Source organism: Facklamia sp. 7083-14-GEN3 (genome assembly GCF_024742075.1).
GTDB lineage: Bacteria > Bacillota > Bacilli > Lactobacillales > Aerococcaceae > Facklamia.
In genome coordinates this window covers 86,983-105,393 of sequence record NZ_JANSGD010000003.1, presented here as the reverse complement: position 1 = coordinate 105,393, position 18,411 = coordinate 86,983, and the positions used below count along the sequence as shown (strand labels likewise).

Annotated in this window: 19 protein-coding genes; 7 read left to right on the top strand and 12 right to left on the bottom strand. The window is 35.7% G+C overall.

Features of this window, described 5'->3' with window-relative positions:
• Positions 1-118 precede the first annotated feature (118 nt).
• From NW240_RS06630 to uvrA, 5 genes are all read right to left on the bottom strand, one after another.
• Positions 119-754 (bottom strand): response regulator transcription factor, encoded by a 636-nt coding sequence (locus NW240_RS06630; RefSeq protein WP_258436732.1) that lies wholly within the window; start codon positions 752-754, stop codon positions 119-121.
• The gene (locus NW240_RS06625) at positions 735-1,793 is read right to left on the bottom strand and encodes a sensor histidine kinase (RefSeq protein WP_258436731.1); all 1,059 of its coding nucleotides are present in this window, start codon (positions 1,791-1,793) and stop codon (positions 735-737) included. The genes NW240_RS06630 and NW240_RS06625 overlap by 20 nt, the downstream gene beginning before the upstream one ends.
• Before the next feature lie 456 nt (positions 1,794-2,249).
• Positions 2,250-2,543 (bottom strand): PspC domain-containing protein, encoded by a 294-nt coding sequence (locus NW240_RS06620; protein WP_258436729.1) that lies wholly within the window; start codon positions 2,541-2,543, stop codon positions 2,250-2,252.
• Entirely contained in the window at positions 2,543-4,288 is a 1,746-nt protein-coding gene (locus tag NW240_RS06615; protein WP_258436727.1) for a DUF4097 family beta strand repeat-containing protein, read from the bottom strand. The genes NW240_RS06620 and NW240_RS06615 overlap by 1 nt, the downstream gene beginning before the upstream one ends.
• A 184-nt stretch (positions 4,289-4,472) precedes the next feature.
• Complete coding sequence (gene uvrA / locus NW240_RS06610) at positions 4,473-7,322, bottom strand: excinuclease ABC subunit UvrA (RefSeq protein WP_258436726.1); 2,850 nt, start codon at positions 7,320-7,322, stop codon at positions 4,473-4,475.
• A 196-nt stretch (positions 7,323-7,518) separates the two neighbouring features.
• On the opposite strand from uvrA, the gene NW240_RS06605 reads away from it, so the two are divergent.
• From NW240_RS06605 to NW240_RS06595, 3 genes are all read left to right on the top strand, one after another.
• Positions 7,519-8,205 carry a phosphoribosylaminoimidazolesuccinocarboxamide synthase gene (locus NW240_RS06605; RefSeq protein ID WP_258436725.1) on the top strand — a complete coding sequence of 229 codons (687 nt, stop codon included), beginning with the start codon at positions 7,519-7,521 and terminating at the stop codon, positions 8,203-8,205.
• A 200-nt stretch (positions 8,206-8,405) separates the two neighbouring features.
• Positions 8,406-8,732: a PadR family transcriptional regulator gene (locus NW240_RS06600; protein WP_258436724.1), complete on the top strand. Its 327-nt coding sequence runs from the start codon at positions 8,406-8,408 to the stop codon at positions 8,730-8,732.
• 2 nt (positions 8,733-8,734) lie between these two features.
• Complete coding sequence (locus tag NW240_RS06595) at positions 8,735-9,712, top strand: permease prefix domain 1-containing protein (RefSeq protein ID WP_258436722.1); 978 nt, start codon at positions 8,735-8,737, stop codon at positions 9,710-9,712.
• A gap of 188 nt (positions 9,713-9,900) precedes the next feature.
• On the opposite strand, the gene NW240_RS06590 is transcribed toward NW240_RS06595, so the two are convergent.
• The 6 genes from NW240_RS06590 to NW240_RS06565 all read right to left on the bottom strand — a co-directional run bounded on the left by NW240_RS06590 (position 9,901) and on the right by NW240_RS06565 (position 14,484).
• On the bottom strand, positions 9,901-10,344 hold the full coding sequence (locus tag NW240_RS06590; protein ID WP_258436721.1) for a pyridoxamine 5'-phosphate oxidase family protein: 444 nt from the start codon (positions 10,342-10,344) through the stop codon (positions 9,901-9,903).
• 27 nt (positions 10,345-10,371) lie between these two features.
• Positions 10,372-11,232, bottom strand: coding sequence for a hypothetical protein (locus NW240_RS06585; protein WP_258436720.1), 861 nt, complete (start codon positions 11,230-11,232; stop codon positions 10,372-10,374).
• Between the two features lie 37 nt (positions 11,233-11,269).
• Positions 11,270-12,127: a hypothetical protein gene (locus NW240_RS06580; protein ID WP_258436719.1), complete on the bottom strand. Its 858-nt coding sequence runs from the start codon at positions 12,125-12,127 to the stop codon at positions 11,270-11,272.
• A gap of 135 nt (positions 12,128-12,262) precedes the next feature.
• Positions 12,263-12,598: a PTS lactose/cellobiose transporter subunit IIA gene (locus NW240_RS06575; protein WP_258436717.1), complete on the bottom strand. Its 336-nt coding sequence runs from the start codon at positions 12,596-12,598 to the stop codon at positions 12,263-12,265.
• A 1-nt stretch (position 12,599) separates the two neighbouring features.
• A complete protein-coding gene (locus tag NW240_RS06570) occupies positions 12,600-12,917 on the bottom strand; it encodes a PTS sugar transporter subunit IIB (RefSeq protein WP_258436716.1) in 318 nt (105 codons plus the stop codon).
• A gap of 241 nt (positions 12,918-13,158) precedes the next feature.
• Positions 13,159-14,484 (bottom strand): DUF2254 domain-containing protein, encoded by a 1,326-nt coding sequence (locus NW240_RS06565; protein WP_258436714.1) that lies wholly within the window; start codon positions 14,482-14,484, stop codon positions 13,159-13,161.
• Between the two features lie 353 nt (positions 14,485-14,837).
• On the opposite strand from NW240_RS06565, the gene NW240_RS06560 reads away from it, so the two are divergent.
• The 4 genes from NW240_RS06560 (at position 14,838) to NW240_RS06545 (ending at position 17,705) form a co-directional block, all read left to right on the top strand.
• Positions 14,838-15,086, top strand: a complete 249-nt coding sequence (locus NW240_RS06560) for a biotin/lipoyl-containing protein (protein ID WP_258436713.1) — start codon at positions 14,838-14,840, stop codon at positions 15,084-15,086.
• Positions 15,087-16,013, top strand: a complete 927-nt coding sequence (gene lipA / locus NW240_RS06555; RefSeq protein ID WP_258436712.1) for a lipoyl synthase — start codon at positions 15,087-15,089, stop codon at positions 16,011-16,013. It abuts the gene before it with no gap.
• 6 nt (positions 16,014-16,019) lie between these two features.
• Positions 16,020-17,021, top strand: coding sequence for a lipoate--protein ligase (locus NW240_RS06550; protein WP_258436710.1), 1,002 nt, complete (start codon positions 16,020-16,022; stop codon positions 17,019-17,021).
• Between the two features lie 96 nt (positions 17,022-17,117).
• Positions 17,118-17,705: a pyridoxamine 5'-phosphate oxidase family protein gene (locus NW240_RS06545; RefSeq protein WP_258436708.1), complete on the top strand. Its 588-nt coding sequence runs from the start codon at positions 17,118-17,120 to the stop codon at positions 17,703-17,705.
• Between the two features lie 56 nt (positions 17,706-17,761).
• Here the strand turns inward: NW240_RS06545 and NW240_RS06540 are convergent, their stop codons facing one another.
• The gene (locus NW240_RS06540) at positions 17,762-18,379 is read right to left on the bottom strand and encodes a DUF5052 family protein (RefSeq protein ID WP_258436707.1); all 618 of its coding nucleotides are present in this window, start codon (positions 18,377-18,379) and stop codon (positions 17,762-17,764) included.
• Positions 18,380-18,411: the final 32 nt, after the last annotated feature.

The following is an 18,411-nucleotide window of genomic DNA, read 5'->3' as shown; positions in this document are numbered from 1 at the left end:
AGGAGTGCCAAAAGTCACTCCTAACCATAAAATAAAATTATGAAGAGGTTTTCTTACTAAAATGCCATAAAAAAAGACCCCTCTTCCTGAAGGGGTTAAAATATGAATTCTTAAGGACTTAGAATTTGGAGTCCACTAAACCTTTTTCAAAGGCAAAAATAGCTAATTGGGTTCGATCACGAAGTTCCAACTTATTTAAAATATAAGACACATTATTTTTGATAGTTCCTTTAGATAAGAACATTTTCTCAGCGATTTCTGCATTGTTTAGTCCCTTAGCAATCCAACAGATAATTTCCAATTCTTTATCATTGAGATCATAATCTTTAGGATTGAGTTTGGCGCTAGAACTGGACATAAATTGTTGAGAAATCACCTTATCTAAAACAATTTTATCAGACATGGCCAGCTTTATTCCTTCATAAATAGATTTAGGACTAGAGTCCTTGAGTAAATAACCACTGGCGCCTAAATGCATAGCCTCATCAATATATTCGGTATCTTGAAAGGTTGTCAAAATCAACACCTTAACATGTGGTTTCTCTGCTAAAATCAAGCGGGTGCCTTCAATACCATTCACCTCCGGCATCCGAATATCCATTAAGACCACGTCCACTTCATTATCTTTCACGAAGGCATAAGCCTCTTGACCATTTCCAGCTTGTCCAACGATATCAATATCCTCAAAATTTTCTAATAAAATAGCCAAACCGCTACGAATAAGTCGTTCATCATCAACTAAGAGAATTTTCATATTTTCTTCCTCCTTTGTATACTACCAAGCGTGTTTGAAATCCTTGACCGGAAGCTGATTGGAAGCTGACCTTGCCACCTATTTGATGAACGCGTTCTTCTAATCCCATCAAACCTAAATGAGGCGTAATATGGTCTGTGCCTTTACCATCATCTTCCATATTTAAAATTAAAGCTTCATCTGCGTAATGCATATTAATGCGTATTTCACTTGCTTGGCCGTATTTAGCAGTATTACTTACAAATTCTTGAATAGCTCGATACAGGACAGCTTCTTGGGCGTTATTTAATTGCCACGTTGGCTCATTGTGATTGATTAAAACTCGGATTCTTGACAAATGTTCAAATTCCTTTAACATCTCTTCAATTCTAACCAAAAATCCTACCCGTTGAAATTCAACTGGTTTCATTTGATGAACGATTTGGCGAATATCTTGCAAACCTTTTGATGAAAATTCGCGAAGTTCTTGACTCATCTTTGAAACTTGAGGCTGAGTTGTTTGGGTCAAACTGCTAATAGCACCTAACTGGATGATAATTGTAGACAAAACATGACCGATTGAATCATGAATATCACGCGAAATACGGTTACGTTCATTTAAAATATATACGTCTTTCATCGTCTGAATATGATTCATTAAATGCTTAGTTGATTCTATTTGTTCTTGGCGTTCTTTTTCATGATGATAATAATCCTCTTTAAGTCGATAATATTCTTGAATCATAGGTCGAATTTGCCAAAAGATAATACTCGTCACTAACAATAGCAAGCTCATTACTACATTCGAATTGAAGGGATAAAGATAAGTTAATATACCAGCATTACTTACTAGTAAAACTGAGGTAACATAAAAATATCTGTCCGAATATTTTAATGCTGCTTCCCCTAAATTTAACATCAGTATGAAAACGTAGAGTTGATGATTGTAATAAGACAACCCCATACCAAACGTCATGGCAAAAAATAATAATATACTGCGAAACTTAGTCGATTGAGCAACGAACCAGCCTAGTTGTAACAAAATAATCCAGATTAGCATGAAGGATATATTTAGCCAATTCAGGCTTGTTTGCTGAAGCAAAAGGTACTGAATAAGCCCACAAAAAATGAAGGTATAGCGAAAACGGTTCAAAAGCATAGGAAGACTCCTTTACATGATACTTTATTATATCAAATTTTAAGAGGGCAGATAACGATTATAATCACTGTAGATTGCGGACTATTAAATAGTTTATTTTTTTAATTTTATTTTAAACAATAAAACTGAATAGATGATTGTTTATTAAAACCCTAATTAATTTAGAAGAAAAAATTTAGCATAAATATAACATTTATGCTAAATCGTAAAGAGGTTAACTGTTTCAAAAATAGAAACCAAATTTTATTATGTAGTATAAATTATATCTCTTAAAGATTAAAAAAAAGCGAAGAAAAACCCCGAAATCGAGTATTTCTTTCGCTTATGTGATTTTTTTACTTTATATTGTAATCTTAATTAAAAATCACTCCAGTTATCATCATCTTTAGGAGTGATATCTTTGATCACCTGGCTAGAATTAGATCCTGGATATTTCTTTTCTTTACGATGCATAGTTGGTTTTCCCACTTGATAATCATAGGGAATAATGATTGCCATTAAAACGTAAGGAAAGAAACCTACTCCTCCTGAAAACATAGCAATAAGAAAAATTAAGCGCACAAGTGTCGAATCAATATTAAAATATTCTGCTATTCCACCGCAAACACCGAAAATACGGCGATCAGATGATGAGCGTGTTAATCGTTGCATTATACATCTTCCTTTCCTGTCTCAGAATCGCCATCTTTCAGGTAAACATCCCCGAAAGTAATGCTTGCATCTATTTGAACTTCTGGACTATCTAACTGCCCTGGACGCTTGAGAATGAATGACTTACCATCATCAATTATTTCCTCACGGTCTAATCCTGACATTCTATATTTTACTTCACCTTCAGATAGTTTACCTTGTGCGGTGAATGCTTGTTCTTTTAACAGGCTGATTTTAAGGTCACCATGAACAGCTGAAAGCGAAATATTAGCTGGTTCGATATCTTTTTTAGTAATGTAACAATCTCCATTAACCGTGTTGGCTTTAATATTGCCCACTGGTCCGACAATCCGGAAGTCTCCATTAATGTTTTTAAGACTGGTTGTTTGAATGGTAGAGTTTTTGATTTTTACATCACCATTGACTAAGTTCAATCCTAATATATCGGTAGAGATGTTTTTAAGTTTTATATCTCCTAATTTAGTGTCAATATTCACTTCGTCTACCTTAGTATCAGCAAGATGAATATCCCCTCGCTTACTAGAAATGATTAAATTATCTGCTTCCATTTGTTTGACTCTTATATCCCCATTGAGAGTATTCAAAATGATTGAATGATATAGCTTATGAGGCAATTTAATCTTGGCATCCATAGCTAAATTCATAGCATCTACATGAAAAACTAATTTATTCTCAATTGTAGTTATGGTAACTCTTTCTTTGAACAAGTCAACCGTTAGCTTTTCTTGTCCACCGATAAATTTAATAGAAGCCTCTACTAAAATATCGTCGCCTTCATGGAACTCCACTTGTAAATCACCATTTAACACATTAAAATCAATCGCTGTTAAAGCTTCTCCATCAAAAGTGAAAGTATGGTCTAAGGTTTGACTCTTGATCCAAGGCACATTGAAAGATACATTAACATCTTTAGTGGTGAAATTATTGAGTGAGGATTTTATCAGATCCTTCACTTGTTTTCCGAGGCGTTTCCCTTCTCTGCTCGCTTCTTCTTTAAATTGATGCGCTTGCTCAGAAAGAACCTGAGTAGAATTAGAAATAAAACGTTTAAATTCTGGGTCAGCTTGTTGATTTTCTTTACATTCTTCATATAAATTTTCTTGTTGATCATAAAGTCCTTCGACTTGCTGTTCTAATCGATCAATTTCACTGTCGATTGATCCTTCTTGCAATGTCAAATCTTTGACTTGTTCTTTCATTTCAGCAGTCAATTCTTCAATTTCAGCCAGAATTTCTAGTTCTCTCAAACGCTGTTGAATAATGATCTTTTCCTCATTAAATTGATGAAGTCGCTCATTTACATCCTCAATTTCTTGCTGAATGGCCTGCCCTTTAGTTTCAAAAGCCTCAGCCTTTGCTTGATAAGAAGCTTGTTCCACTTGATTACTGGTCTGTTTTTTAAAAGAAGGTCTGTCATTTGTTTCTTTACGGTTTTCCAGCGAATCATTGACCTCTCTAACGACTTGATTGCTTGCTTGAGCAACTTCTTTCACTACACTTGTACCTGCATTCACTGCTTGATTTACCATTGAGCGGACTATGCGGTTGAGGTCATCTTTAACCACTGTTTTACCTTCAATTTTAATTTCATTTGTCTTAGCGCTATCTTCAGTAGATTCTAATGAATCTTTTGCTGTACCTCCTGCTTCCAGTAATCTTAACGCTTCATCCATAGATATAATTTTTTGTCGAACTAATTCGATAATTCTTTCTTTCTCGTTCATAATGATCCTCCTAATTTATACTGACCCTCTTCATCTTCTATTATGCTGATTAGCTACCATTTAATCATAGGTCCCTAGGCTGATATTTTTTTATAAGAAATCATTGTCTGATTCCTATTCTCATAATAGCGATTATCATAAAAAAAACATAGGCCGGAAGACTTAATTTCCCAGCCTATGCTCTTTATAATTGAAAGTCCTTGTCTTTATCTCGCTTCAAAATGTCTTTTAAAAATTTGCCGGTATGACTCTTGCGTTTTTTTGCAATTTCTTCTGGAGTGCCGACAGCTACTACTTGCCCTCCGTGACTACCACCTTCGGGCCCCATATCAATAATATAGTCCGCTGTTTTAATCACATCAAGATTATGTTCAATAATAACGACCGTGTTACCAGCATCTACTAAACGGTTAATGACATTCATTAATTTAACAATATCATGGACATGTAATCCTGTGGTCGGTTCATCCAAAATATAAAGTGTTTTACCATTGGAAACACGATGAAGTTCAGCGGCTAGTTTCATTCGCTGAGCCTCGCCACCAGATAAAGTAGTTGCTGATTGTCCCAACTGAATGTAACCCAAACCAACATCTTGCATTGTTTTCATTTTACGCGCTATCTTTGGATGCGCATCAAAAAATTCCACCGCTTCATCGACCGTCATATTTAAAACATCACTTATCGATTGTCCTTTAAATTTAATTTCCAGTGTTTCTGAATTGTAACGAGCGCCATGACAGACATCACATGGAACGTAAACATCCGGTAAAAAGTGCATTTCAATTTTCTTAATACCTGCTCCACCACAAGATTCACAACGTCCACCCTTGACATTAAAAGAAAATCTCCCTTTACTATACCCTCGAATTTTAGCATCGTTAGTATTGGCAAACAATGCACGAATATCATCAAAAACAGAAGTATAAGTTGCCGGGTTAGACCTTGGAGTTCGCCCAATCGGACTTTGGTCAATTTCAATCACTTTTTCTAACTCTTCGTACCCACTGATTTCTTTAAATTTACCAGGTCTTTCCTGAGTAGAAGTTAACCGCTTAGCTAAGGCAACTTTTAAGATGCGATTCACTAAAGACGATTTCCCAGAGCCAGAAACGCCGGTCACACAAGTTAAACGTCCAATTGGAAAGGCAACATCGATGTCTTTCAAATTATTTTCACGAGCACCCTTGACCTCAATCCAACCTAAATCTTCCTGTCTACGTTTTTTAGGTACAACAATCCCTTTCTCACCCCTTAGGTATTTACCAGTGAGAGAGTCGGGGTTATCCATCACTTGTTGGGGAGTTCCAGCAGCTACAATTTGTCCCCCTTGATCGCCTGCTCCAGGACCTATATCGATTAGATAGTCAGCTGCTAACATGGTCTCTTCATCGTGCTCAACAACAATCAAAGTATTCCCTAAATCACGCATCTCCATTAATGAATGAATTAAGCGATCATTATCTCTTTGATGCAAGCCGATTGAAGGTTCATCCAGTATATAAAGCACGCCGCTTAGGCGCGAACCAATTTGCGTAGCTAAACGAATCCGTTGAGCTTCACCTCCAGACAGTGAACCCGCAATTCGATCGAGCGTCAAATAATCCAATCCCACGTTATCTAAAAAAGTCAAACGGTCATTTATTTCTTTCATAATCGGTTGAGCAATCATCAGATCATGTTCATCAAATTGTAAACTTTCAAAATGTTTTTTTGCCAAATCAATGGACAATTCTGTCACTTGGGCAATATTCTTATCAGCCACTCTTACACTTAAAGCTTTTTCATTCAAGCGTTGACCTTTACAAGTTGGACATTCTAACTCTTGCAAATAATTACGCAAAACATCCCGCATATAGTCTGAACCTGTTTGATTATAGCGCCTTTCAACATTGTTAAAGATTCCTTCAAATGTCTGATCAACAGTTCGTTTCTTACCTCCGTGCATCGGTTCAAAAGTAAATTTAAAGTGAAAGTTAGGCTGACCATATTTGAGTGCTTCTTGTTGGTCTTTTGTCAATTCTTCATATGGAAGGTCCATTGGGATACCGTAAGCTTTAGCAAATTGTTCTAACATAGACGCATAATAGCCTGAACCTTCTTTGCCCCAAGGTAAAAAGGCTCCTTCACTCAACGTTAAAGTTGGATCAGGAATGATTAATTCTTCATCAGGCGTTAAACGAGCACCTAAACCATCACAAGCCGGGCAAGAACCAAAAGGTGCATTAAAAGAAAAAAGTCTTGGTTCTAATTCTTCAATAGAAAAATCACAGTATGGACAAGAATAATGCTCATTAAAGTAGAGTTCCTCTCCATCAATCACATCGACTACTAAATAACCCTTAGAAGCATTCACCGCCGTTTCAACGGAGTCGTAAAGTCGTGAGCGAATACCTTCTTTAATTACTATACGGTCAACTACAATTTCAATTGTATGACTCGCTTTTTTTGAAAGTTCGGGAACTTCAGTTAAATCAAATATTTCACCATCCACTCGTACACGAACATAACCTTCTTTAGCTACTTGATCCAGCACTTTTTTATGTTGTCCTTTTTGATTTCTTACAAGTGGTGAAAGTATTTGAATTTTACTACGATCTGGCAATTCCAATAAGCGATCGACCATCTGTTCAACAGATTGCTTAACAATGGGTAAATTGTGACGAGGACAATAAGGAGTTCCGACTCTTGCATAAAGTAAACGTAAAAAATCGTTTATTTCAGTAGCCGTACCTACAGTTGAACGCGGGTTTTTACTAGTTGTCTTTTGATCAATGGAGATGGCAGGACTCAAGCCTTCGATCGAGTCGACTTCAGGTTTATCCATTTGGCCTAAAAATTGACGCGCATAAGCTGACAAACTTTCTACATACCTTCTTTGGCCTTCTGCGTATAAGGTGTCAAAGGCTAGTGAAGACTTGCCAGACCCCGATAAACCAGTTACTACGACTAACTGATCACGTGGTATTTCTATATTTATATTCTTTAAATTATGGGTCCTTGCACCCTTAATGGTAATTTTATCTTTACTCAAATTAATCCCTCTTCTTTCTATCCATTAGAAAACTATTCACTTCATTATAACACAGGTCACATCCTAGACCAGAAAATTTGTTCGTATTTTTTTCCGAACGTTTAGCTTAAATTTCTTTTATTCATCTAACTTTTCGTACTCTTAAAGATGGGGGTGTGCTAAAATTAACGCATGTTAATAAGAAAGGGTGTTGAAATTGCAATTAGTTTATAAAGGCAAAACAAAAGACGTCTACTCCTTAGAAAATGGAAATTACCTCTTAAAATTTAAAGACGATGTCACTGGAGAAAACGGTGTCTTTGACCCTGGGGCGAACTCTGTTGGCCTATCGATTGAAGGCGTTGGTCGTGCTGGTTTAGAAATGTCTCAATTTTTCTTTGATAAAATCCATCAGGCTGGAATCTCAACACACTTTGTTAATGCAAACCTTGATGAACGTACAATGGAGGTTAAGCCTGCTAAAGTGTTCGGTAAAGGATTAGAAGTGATTTGCCGTCAAAAAGCAGTGGGTTCTTTCTTCCGTCGCTATGGTGATTATATTGAAGAAGGCAGTGACCTTCCACAATACGTTGAGTTCACAATCAAAGATGATGACCGTCAAGATCCACCGATTACTAAAGATGGTTTAGTCATTCTTGATATTTTATCAGCTGAACAAGTAGACCGCACCGTTGAGCTTACTCGTCAAATCACGACCATTGTATCTGATGAATTAAAAACTCATGGTCTTGATCTTTATGATATTAAGTTTGAATTTGGTACTTTACAAAACAACGACGAAGTTGTCTTAATTGATGAAATCTCCGGTGGCAATATGCGTGTCTATAAAGACGGCCAATACATTGAACCATTGAAATTACACCAATTACTATTTAAAGCTTAATTTCTATTTTAAATCAAAGCAAAAATCATAAACTCAAAGCGTCTCTCGATAAAATTATCGACAGACGCTTATTTTAGTTGTGTCCTCACTATCTACCTCGGACTATGGTCTGATTTTTTAAAAACTACTTTATCTGCCGTAGTAATTACTTTATAATTTAATTACTTTATCAGATGCAGTAAAAAGAGTGAGGTGATTCATTGACAAATAGTGACATTTTTAGAGGATATAACGACCTTTTCGTCCTAGCTATTTTAAATGAGAGTGATTCCTATGGTTATGAAATTGGCAAAACAATTTCTCTTTTATCCAATGAAAAATACATTATGAAAGAAACGACTCTTTACTCCGTTTTTAATCGTTTAAAAAAAGAAGGATTAATCGAAGACTATCCCGGCCAGAAGACAAATGGCCGTCCGAGAACCTATTATCGATTAACTCAAAAAGGGAAAGAAGTCTTACAAGGTAAAGTCGAAGAATGGGCATTAGTCAAAGAAATCGTGGAAAATATTATTAAAGGAGCTTAATTATGGATGTACTAAAGACCTATCTTGATTCTATGTTCAATAAGATCGAAGTCAATGAAGAAACGCTTCGACTTAAAGCAGAAATCTTGGCAAATATGGAAGACAAATACCAAGACCTGATTGATTCCGATCTGAGTGAGCATGAAGCCGTTGGGAAAGTTATTACCGAATTTGGCAGTTTTGAGGAACTGATTGATGCTTATCAATTAAAAACACAAGATAAAAATAACCTCCCACACTATCCCTTACTCACAAAAGAAGAAATCAATACTTTTATTACAAACAATACTAAGTCCAATTTATTAACAGCTCTTGGCACCTTCTTAATGATTGCTTCCTCATCAATTTTTTTGACTTTTCAAAGCATCTTGGGTGAAAACAGCACAATAACAGATATCCTCGGTATTAGCAGCATTATTCTTTCTATCATAATTGCTATCGGTCTATATATAACAGCCAGGCAATTTAAAGGCAAGCCAAAAAACCTAACTAAGGGTGACTATCGATTATCTGGTATGTTAGAAATACAATTGAAAAGCGATTTGAAAAACCAAGAGAAAGTTGCCACTTATGGGTTTATTGCAGGTACGGCTCTAATTCTTCTGCCCATTATCCCTATTGGCATTTTAGACAGCTTAAACGTAGCAGAAGGGATAGCTGATTTAACCCTTTCAGGATTCTTAGTTTGTGTTGCCAGTGCTGTCTTCCTCTTCATCTACTTAGGAGGAAATCGATCTACCTATAAAAAATTACTAGAATCCGGTCTCTCATCACAGCCTAGCTCTCAAGAAATTTACCAAAAAGAGCGGCTTAAAAAAGCCGATAAAATATTTGATGATATATACTGGCCATTAGTCACTGTCATTTATTTTGTCTGGTCGTTTATGAGTGGTGCTTGGGCAATTTCTTGGCTTATCTTTATAATCGCTAGCGTAATCGAGAATCTTTTAAAGCATTTGTTAGGATTAACAGCTGATTAAATAACATAAAGCGATTATTAAGCAGCTGTATAATAGAAACCATAGATTTGAAAGATTTTTTGCTCTAATAAGCATACCTCCGTCTATCTTTGATTTTAGATGTGAAATTTTTTCGATTTTATTTTTAATCGAAAATATGGTTAAGCCCTTTGAAAATGTAAGAGCTACATTTTCAAAGGGCTAAAACTTTATATTTTATTTAAGTGACCACCAATTTCGAACTCATACTTATGGCCTTGAGTCATTGAATGGTAGAAGCCTTTACCTTCATATATTTGAAACACCTGAGCACCCGCTTGATCCGCTTGATCAGGATATACCATTTCAACATAAGGATTATTACCTAAAATTTCCGTTAATTTTTCTTTACCTAATTCCCTTACCTGCCCTTCAATCCGAATCACCTGGATCAGATAATCTTCTTCCTTCATAGCTGTCATTGCAACAGCTTTATTAGCTTGAAGTTGCTGGTAAAGATTTGTCTTAGGGTTAGTCATGAAAAAAATTCCTTTATCATTCGCTAACCCGACGTGGACATGTCGCGCATGCGGTTTATTTTCTTCGTCAACCGTTGCTAGCACAGCCACTTTCATATCATTTTGTAATATTTCCATTATTTTTTCAATATTCATCTTTTTCTCCTTCAGATAAACCTCAATTTAATACTCTCTATTAAAAATATGATTTAAAGTTTGAGCCATATATACTTCAACTAAAGGCCCTACCCACAAAACAAGAATGAGGAAGACAATTAATCCAAACCAACCACCTGCGATAATTGGGCCTATGCTATTTGATAATAAGTATATTAATACAGATAGTAAAATTAAAACAATAAAAATCATCATGAATTTTACAAATAAAGTTTTTAAGATGCGTCCAAAGTGGCGCTTTCCTATCGAAATACTCTTAGTCAAGGTTGACCAAAAATTATATTTACCTTCCACATCATATGCAATTAGATAAGGAATAGAAATTAAAAAAACATCCATAATCAAGACAATTACACCAATCAATATTAGGGCAGCAAAAAGCGCATCCATGCTTAATTCTAAAATTTGATTAATCATTAAAAAGCCAACGATTCCAATCACAATAGCTTTCGTAATTCTTCCTAATAGTCTAGCGAAGAAAGACTTAAGTGGGAGTGTGATAATTTTTAATGGTGATGTATGAAAGAATGCAGAGTCAACAATTCGCATCTCTGGAAAATTCAACTTTTGGAAATAAGATCGACTTTGCATAATATTCAAATAACTAGTTATCATCAATGAAATAAGCGTGATAATACCACCTATCCCTGTATATTTACTAGAAAACATATCATTAACCATGAGCATCATTTGATCAGGAGATGTATTTGCGTTAATCATCCCCGCTATTTCTTCTGTAGGGTTCTTAAAAGGAGCTATCAAGCCTAAAATCTGATCCACCAAAATTGAACCTACAAAAGTAATAGCCATTATACCAATAAAATATCCATAATGTCTTTTTAGTTTCCCAATTGATTCAGATAACATCTAACCACTCCTTTTTCTACTTAAGAAAACCTATAGATTAATACTCTCTATTAAAAATATGATTTAAGGTTTGAACCATATATACTTCCACTAGAGGCCCTACCCAGAAAATTAAAACAATGATTGCTAGAAACACCAATAAACCTACTGTAACAATAATACCAAGTCCATCTATTATAACGAAGCCTAGAAGACCTATCAAAATAAAAAAGGCAATAAAGATTAAAAGAATCACTATTAAGCTTTTTGCCATTCGGCCAAAATTATTTTTAGCGACAGACAAACTTTTAGTAAAAGTTGCCCAAAAATTATACTTACCTTCCACATCATAAGCTATTAGATAAGAAATAGGCACTAAAAACACGCTTAAGACCAATGCCAACAACATAAATATCAAAACAGAAACTAAGCTAGCCGTATTCCCATATTGGCTTAGTTGAAAAATTATCAAGCCAGAAACAGTTAATAATAAGAACCCAGCGATCCAACCCAAGACATTGGCAAAAAATGACTTGATCGGAAGTGTAATGATTTTTACAGGAGAGGTATGAAAGAAAGCTGAATCTGCTATTCGCATTTCAGGAAAATTTAGCTTTTGAAAATAAGATCTTTTTTGCATAATGCGTAGGAAAGCCGATAATATCATAGTGATTAAGGCTATTAAGCCTCCTACACCTGTATATTGTGCTTTAAAAACATCTTGACTTAATTGAGCTAATTGATCCGGTGTCATCGTTTCATTGGCATTCGCAATAAGTTGATTTATTTGATTATTAACCGGAGAAAACATACCGAGAATTCTGTCAATTAATAAAGTCCCTGCAAATGTTATAAGGATAACTCCCATAAAATAGCCATAGTGTCTTTTTAGTTTCCCAATTGATTCAGATAACATCTAACCACTCCTATCATTTTCATATCTTTTATTTTATCAATTATCGTTGATAGCTTCAATATAAGGCCGACAATACTTCTCTTCTTAAACAGAAAAAATCCTTCTTAAATAACATAAGAAGGATTTAATAATTATTTATTTAATATTTTTATGAATCGGTTGGATTAATTGATATAAGTCGACGATTTCTTTTGCCATGTCATTAACAGTCATTGCATTCATTAGGTGGTCTTGGGCATGAATCATTAATAAAGATAATTCCGAACTCTTCCCTTGAGCTTCGCCTACTAACAACTTTGTCTGTAATTGATGAGCAGTTAGGATAGACTCCTGAGCTAATGCAAACTTCTGCTGTGCCAAATCAAAATCGCCTTCTTTAGCAAAACGAATAGCCTCCATTGATTGACTACGCGCATCGCCTCCGTTGGCAATCATTAGCATGGCAATTTCTTGTACTTCCTCTGCTCTCATTTTAGTCTAAAAGTGATTCTGCTTGAGACAACACTTTTCTACCGTTAGCTAAACCGTAATCATTTTTATCAATACTATCAACAACGATTTTCTTTGGAGCATAACGTTTCGACAAACCTTCTGATAAATATGACACCTGCGGTCCTAATAATAAGACATCAATATTTTCATTATTAACATAATCCTCCATTTCTTGGATCGAAGATGAGATAATCTCATAATCCAACTCTTCGGACTTAACAATATTATTCATCTTATTAACCAACATGGTTGTAGACATTCCCGTACCACATACCAACATAATAGTTTTTTTACTCATTCGTCACCCTCCATATTATAAATCACTAATAATTACTCTTATAGAATCTATATTAGCTGATTATTTAAGCGTTTTCAACGCCTTTGTGCTTTTTTTTGACAAACAGTACCATTTTTAAAAAAATAATGTTTATCGCACATTAAAAGCTAATAAAGCTATTGGATGTGATCGGCCTAATTAAAGAAACTTAAGTCTTTGCTCACACAAACAGTCTAACAAATTAAAGTACTTTTTTACACCTTTATTCCTCATTTTCCGCAGGTCTTAACATAGAAATACGCTCCATCACTTCACTAAACATTCTTTGGTCATATTCGGACTCAAAATGACTGCTTATTTTATTTGATAAGTAAGTCATAAATCCTTTGATAACTTCTTGATGTTTATGAGAAGAATTGAGGCCAATAAAATATAAGGCTTCATACAAATCACGTATTAAATAAGCGTCTTGATTAATGTATTGAACCAATTGACCAAAATTTTGAAATAGAATTTTTTGGAACGGGCAAAAATCATAACAAACTCCTACTTCTAGCGTTTGTGACGAAGATAATTCTATTTCTTCTAAATAAACTGCATACCTGGCCGGAGCCTGCCCTAATTCCCCTAATAAAATGGACTGGTAACGAAAAACATGACTAATGGTGTTGGGGTCGTTTATAGAGGGGGAGGCACTCCGCAAAGCAATATCCGTTAACTTGGAAAGAGCAAAATCAGGATTGTACATAGAAGAAGGCTCGTGTTGAAAAATAAAAGACCGATTTAATTTTTCTTCAAACTTTTCCCAATCTTTTTGTTTCTTCAAAGAATATGCCTCAGCTAAAACAGCTCCTTTACCGACAAAATCACCATTTCTAACCTTTAACACAATTACACACTTACATTCTTTTGCTAAATCAAATAAGCGGTCAATATCGATAAAATCTAGATAGCCTTGTTTCAAAGATTGAACACTCTGACTCGCTGCACCTTTTATAGAGGGCAACTGATCCACGAATTCTGCGTCTTCAAAAATCTCTTTGTTTTCTGAGATAATCTTTGATGCTCTTTCAAATAAACCTTTGATGACCTGATTATGTTGAACAGATTGTGAGATATCAAAAACAAAGCGAATAAAATATAAAACACTTGTGATCCCGTACATTAAAGCCACTGTACCTGACATCACTAAATACTCCCCTTGAGATTCACGCATAAAAAATAAAGAAACTAAACAGTAAACAAAACCGCCTAAATAAATGCCCAAAGTTTGAGTCGACGATTTACGAAAAAGAAAATTTTCAATTGTACGTGGCCCAAAACTAGAAGCATAGTAAGACATCACACTCAACATAGTCGCAAAAGTAAAAGTCGCCACAGCAAACAGAGACCCAGCTAAAGAACTTAATATCATTTGCGCAAAGTTTTGACTGGTTAACATCACACTCGGTAGCGCATCTAAATCTCCCCAATAACGCCCGTCCATTAACATAACAAGCACCGCTAAAACAAAAGCAAAGATAACGTTATATACAAATACCCACCAAGATTTTTGATCTTCAAAATATAATTTTAAACTTTCTATCATGCGCACCCTTCCTTATCTCACTCTATCTTCCATTAAGAATAGAACATTCTTAACCATTCCACAAGTAGACATTCACAAAATAAATTTTTATCACATTTTATAATAGATTATCAAGTTTAAATTATTGAATGTTTTATCACAATCTAAAGCTCAGAAGTTATTATTATTTTCACGAACTTCTCTAATACCATTAAGAAAATAGCTTTATAATAGGTTTTATCCACTTGTGTTAAAGGGTAAGAATTAGATTAAATTTTTGTGAAAAGTATTGAACATTTTTAACGAAATGTCTACAATGGAGCGTAGAGATTTCCTAGGAAATAACTTTAAATTAATTGATTGGAGGATTCATTTTGAAGAAAGAAATTGTATTTCCAAAATTAAGTTCAAAAGTATTGTCAGGGGTCATTATTGAATGGACCACAGAGGTTGGCGAAAGCATTCAAAAAGGTGAAGTTTTATATTCGGTGGAAACAGATAAAGCTGTTCATGAGATTGAGGCACCTTTCTCAGGAAAAATACTGGCTATCCATCAAGAACTAGGTAACGAAGTAACTGCTGGTGATTTAATTGCTACTATTGAAGAAAGCGAGGAAGACTAAATGAAAATAACTGCCTCTTCATCGACCCAAGTAAAACCACGTATCCGCTTTGATAATGAATCCGTCGATCAAGTAAACAACTTACTTTCTAGCCTACAACTTAATACAGTTTGTGCCGAAGCCACTTGCCCTAATCTTGGGGAGTGTTACAAAAACGGTACGGCTACCTTCATGATTTTAGGAAGTCACTGCTCAAGAGCTTGCCGTTTTTGCGATATTCTAACAGGAAACATGGAAGAAGTGAACATCAATGAGCCTGACAACTTAGCGGATGCATGTAAAACACTAGGCCTTCGTCATGTGGTAGTTACTTCTGTGGCTCGCGACGACTTAGAAGATGGAGGAGCTGAACAGTTTGCTCGCACTATCCGCGCCGTCAAAGAAAAATGTCCGGATACTACTATCGAAGTGTTAATCCCTGATTTCCTTGGCAATAAAAACAGCCTTGATACAGTGATTGAAGCCAATCCCGAAATTATCAATCACAATATTGAAACAGTGGAACGCTTGTCTCCTAGAATTCGTCACCGCGCAACCTATGAACGCTCACTTGAAGTCTTAAAATATATTAAAGACAAAGCGCCTCATATTTACACAAAAACAGGCGTAATGCTTGGTTTAGGTGAAACCAAAGAAGAAGTTGCCCAAGCCATGGATGACAGCCTGGCAGCGGGTGTCGATTTCTTCACCATTGGCCAATATTTACAACCTTCTCCTAAACATTACAAGCTTGAAGAATATATTTCCTTAGAGCAATTTGGTAAATACAATAAAATGGGAATGAAAAAAGGCTTCAAATTCGTAGCCTCCGGACCACAAGTAAGAAGCTCTTACAAGGCACATGAATCTTTAGATGCCGTCGGTGTTGACCATAACTTTGATGCTGAAAACAGCTTAGTGGCTCAATTAGCCAAAGAGGAAGCATAAAGACCCATGTTATATTTACCGACTGATTCACTCGATCCTAACTATTACTTTGCCTTAGAAGAATATTTAATGACCCAAAAAGCTTTAAAAGAAGAACTCTTCATGATCTGGCAAACCGATTTTACAGTCATGCTGGGAAATTACCAGAATGCATATGTCGAATTGAACTTACCAGAACTTGAAAAAGATCACGTCACCATTACACGACGTAATACAGGGGGCGGTACTATCTTCACCGACCAAGGTGGCTGGCAATATAGCTTTATTTCACCGCGCCCTCAAGGAGATAAGCGACATGAAGATATTGATTTTCAGCGCTTTATGCAGTCCATCATACACTCCTTGAATAATTTAGCGATTCCGGCTGAAATGAACAGTCGCAATGACTTAGCCATACATGGCAAAAAAATTTCGGGTAATGCTCAATGCTTCAAAGGAGACTACACTTTGCATCATGGTTCTCTATTATTTGATAGCAACTTGTCTGCTATGGCCCGTTATCTGAACCCTGCTAAACACAAGTTGATCTCTAAAGGAATTAAGTCTGTTAAGGATCGTACTACTAATATCAAGAATTACTGTCCGGATGGTTGGGATGCAAAAACCTTTAAAGACGCTTTGGTCAAAGAAATTTTAGGTGATCAACCGAACTACTTCCAACTAAGTGAAGAAGATGAACAAGCCATCCAAAAAATCAAACAAGAAAAGTTTGAATCTTGGGACTGGGTTTTCGGTCGCAACCCTCAGTTCTCTTTAGTCAATGAAGCGGTTTTAGCCGGTGGTTTACTCAAACTGCACTGCCAAGTTGAAAAAGGTGTGATACAATCTTTACTTTTTGAAGGCGACTTCTTTAGTGCGCATGATTTGAGTGAAGTGGAAGAGTCCTTAAAAGGCATTAGCTTCAATAAAAAAGCCGTGCAAGATCATTTTGAAAAGCACTATCCACAAGATCTCATTCACAATATAAGTAATCAAGAGATTGTTGACACCCTATTCAAAGATTTATAAACTATCTTTAAAATATATAAACATCAGGTCCTTGTACCTGATGTTTTCTTATAAAAATACTTTTATCTGTTGCCTCTTATAGAAAGAAGGGTTATTATGTCAGACATTTATCAAGCCATGCGCCGGCAAGACCGTGCTATGCCCAAAGATTTCGCTGAGACAGTCATTGATCATTCCCAATATGGTGTTCTTAGCCTCCCTGATCAACCTTATCCCTATGCCATCCCCCTCTCAATCGTTCGTAATAATCAAACTTTATACTTTCACAGCGCTAAAGCTGGTAAAAAAGTTGAATTGATTGAGGACGGCATGCAAGTCTGCGTTACCTTTGTCGGACAAGTTCAAGTTCCTAATCTATATAGTGAAAGTGAAATCGAAGCAATTGCTGATGATCCAAAGTCATGGGGAACCCTAGCCCGCACCGTTTTCACTACTGAATTTGAGTCAGCCATTGTATATGGAAAGATTCGAAAAGTCACTAGCGAAAAAGAACTGCGCACAGCCTTACGTATAATTGGCAAAAAATATGTGCCTCAACATTATGCATTAGTCGATAAGGCCATCAATACTGCCTTAGACTATGTGCAAATCTATGCTATCGAGATGGACCACTTGACGGGTAAGCGAAAAAAATATGATGATCAAGGACAAGAAATGAAACATGCGCGTGGTTGGAAAGCATAAAAAGAGCCATTCCCTTTTTGGGGGATGGCTCTTTTAAATTTGAATGTTGACTCTATCTAGTTATTTTCTAATAACTCATTATCATAAATCGTGTAATCACAACGATAGATAAAGAGATATTTGCCATCGATTAGAAGCCCTGTCGACTTGGGCACATCTGTTTTAAAGTAAGACACTTTATTGCCTGAATAGACTGCTAATGGCGTTCCATTTTGACTACGGACCATAATCGTTTTCTTTTTACCGAAGAAGGTCTGACCAATATTATCTTGTAAGCGAGAAATAAAGGGTAGGTTGGACCTAGTATCATATAAGTCTAAACGATTATCGACATCCATGGTCAAATCATTAAGACCCTTTTCAGCTGCAATTAAAGATGACCCTACGTGGGATAAGGTGTGCCCACCAATCTGAATATCTAAAACTTGTGAATCGGCTTTAGTTGATCCCTCAGCGGTTTGCGAATCAAATTCTTTATCACGCTCAATCGAAACAGATTTTCCTGTCATGGAATCGATAATCTGCGCTTGTTCATCATAGGTTTGCACCGTCATGGTTAAACCGATAAAGTCTTGCTTAAAACCCGATACAAATTCACCAATGGTTTGACAACCGGCTAAAGCCATGAACATAACTAATAGTAGTGCTATTTTTAAAGAATGTTTATTTTTCATAATATTAATCTCCTTAATTGTAAGTAATAAAA